General features: G+C 44.9%; 1 protein-coding gene and 2 pseudogenes. All 3 read left to right on the plus strand.

Annotated elements, in window-relative coordinates; translation table 11 throughout:
* Positions 1-266: hypothetical protein (locus AB5935_RS24285; RefSeq protein WP_368327687.1), on the plus strand; the 266-nt coding region annotated here is incomplete at its 5' end.
* Between the two features lie 27 nt (positions 267-293).
* Positions 294-1,975: pseudogene (locus tag AB5935_RS24290) on the plus strand (RagB/SusD family nutrient uptake outer membrane protein).
* A gap of 26 nt (positions 1,976-2,001) precedes the next feature.
* A pseudogene (locus AB5935_RS24295) lies at positions 2,002-2,647 on the plus strand (hypothetical protein); the annotation flags it as partial.

A 2,647-nucleotide genomic window follows, 5' to 3' on the forward strand; every position in this document is an offset into this window, starting at 1 on the left:
GCAGCGATACAAACAATGAACAGCGTGTTTCCACTTACTTTGTTGAAAACGGTTCCTTCCTGAAACTGCGTAATATCCAATTAGGCTATACAGTTCCGGCAGTAATCTCCAAGAAGTTGAGAATGGAACGTTTACGTTTCTATTGCAGCGCACAAAATCTGCTGACGATCAAGAGTAAAGACTTTACGGGAGAAGACCCCGAAAACCCGAACTTCTCTTATCCGATCCCTGTGAATATCACCTTCGGACTTAACATCGGATTTTAATTCACTTCATTTATAAAACGAACTATCATGAAAAAGATACTATACATAGCAACCATCGGATTTACCTTGCTGACAAGCAGTTGCAACGATTTTCTGGATCGTCAGGTTCCGCAGGGTATTGTGACCGGCGATCAGATCGCTTCTCCCGAATACGTGGACAACCTCGTGACGACATCAACTCTTCCTTCTCGCTTTGGAATTATGACGTGCGTTCCGACGATTGTTATAAGGGCGGTTCCGGTACGGAAGACGGCGGTGTGTTCAACGCACTGGAGATTTCTAAAGGTATCAACACTACCGACTGGAACATCAACGATATATGGAAAAGACTGTATCAATGCATCACCCGTGCCAACACGGCCTTGCAATCACTCGACCTGATGGATGAAAAGACTTATCCGTTGAAGAACCAGCGCATTGCTGAAATGAGATTCCTGCGCGGACACGCCCACTTCATGCTGAAGGAACTGTTTAAGAAGATCGTCATAGTGAACGATGAAAACATGGACCCGGATGCTTACAACGAGCTTTCGAATACTACCTATACCAATAACGAACAATGGCAAAAGATAGCAGACGACTTCCAGTTTGCCTACGACAATCTGCCGGAAGTGCAGATAGAAAAAGGACGTCCCACACAAGCTGCCGCTGCCGCTTACCTGGCAAAGACTTACCTGTTTAAAGCCTACCGTCAGGATGGAGTGAACAACAACCTTACCGGTATCAACGAAGAAGACCTAAAGCAGGTAGTGAAATATACCGATCCTCTCATCATGGCCAAAGCTGGTTACGGATTGGAAAATGATTATAGCATGAACTTCCTGCCTCAATATGAAAATGGCGCAGAGTCTGTATGGGCGATTCAATATTCTATCAACGACGGAACATACAACGGTAACCTGAACTGGGGAATGGGACTGACAACTCCGCAGATACTAGGCTGCTGTGACTTCCACAAACCGAGCCAAAATCTGGTGAATGCTTTCAAAACCGACTCGCAGGGAAAACCGTTGTTCAATACCTACGATAATGAGAACTACGAGGTTACGACGGACAATGTAGACCCCCGTTTATTCCACACGGTAGGTATGCCGGGCTTCCCTTATAAATATAACGAAGGCTACCTGATTCAGAAGAATGATGACTGGAGCCGTAGCAAGGGACTTTACGGATATTATGTTTCGCTCAAAGAGAATGTAGACCCGGACTGTGACTGCCTGAAGAAAGGTTCTTATTGGGCAAGTTCCCTGAATCATATCGTCATCCGTTATGCAGACGTATTGCTGATGCGTGCCGAAGCCCTGATACAGTTGAACGACGGACGCATTGCCGATGCCATCTCACTTATCAACGATGTACGCAGCCGTGCAGCCGGAAGTACAATGCTGATCTTCAATTACAAAGAAGAGTACGGAGTAAACTTCAAAGTAACCCCTTATGAACTGAAAGCATATACACAGGACGAAGCCATGAAAATGCTGAAATGGGAACGCCGTATAGAGTTCGGTATGGAAAGCTCACGTTTCTTTGACCTCGTAAGATGGGGAGAAGCCAAAGACGTTATCAATGCTTATTATGTGACCGAAGCAGCCCGTTGTTCTATTTACAAGAATGCAGGTTTTACGGAAAATAAGAACGAATACCTTCCAATTCCATTCGAACAGATCAGTGCCAGTAACGGAAATTATACACAGAATTTCGGTTGGTAACCATCAATCTTAAAACAAAGAATAAAATGAAATCAATCATAAAACAACTCTATACCATCCTGTTGGTGACTGTAGCATGTCTGACAGTTGCGGGATGTAGCGATGACTTCAAATCCAATCTTCGTCTGGACGGAGATGTATGGGTGAACTCTATCAAACTGGATGAATACGCAGGGACGATCGATTATCAGAATAAGACAATCGTAGTGGGAGTTCCTTACGATTATGACGTTACCCGGATGGCCGTCAGTGAAATCAATCTTTCCGAAGGTGCTACGGCGAGCATCGCTGTCGGTGAAACAATCGACTTTTCTCTTCCCGTATCTTTGACCGTGAAGAATGGCGACGTACAGATGAGCTATACGATTACCGTGAAGAGAGACGAAGCAAAGATACTGACCTTTAAGTTGAATGATACGTATGTCGGAAAAGTAGACCAGCTATCAAAAACAATCTCTGTAGTTGTTCCGCTGACAGTGGATATTACCCAGTTGAAAGGTACATTCACCGGATCAGATGGAGTTACTGTGACTCCGGCATCCGGCAGCATCCAGGACTTTACCAACCCTGTCACTTATACGGCAACTTACCGTTCGGCAGTGACTCCTTATGTAGTAACAGTTACTCAAGGAAATGTAATTCCGACTGCCTTTATCGGCACAGCTTCTTCTG

Source organism: Phocaeicola sp. RTP21198st1_B8_RTP21198_201120 (assembly GCF_040929485.1).
GTDB lineage: Bacteria > Bacteroidota > Bacteroidia > Bacteroidales > Bacteroidaceae > Phocaeicola > Phocaeicola dorei.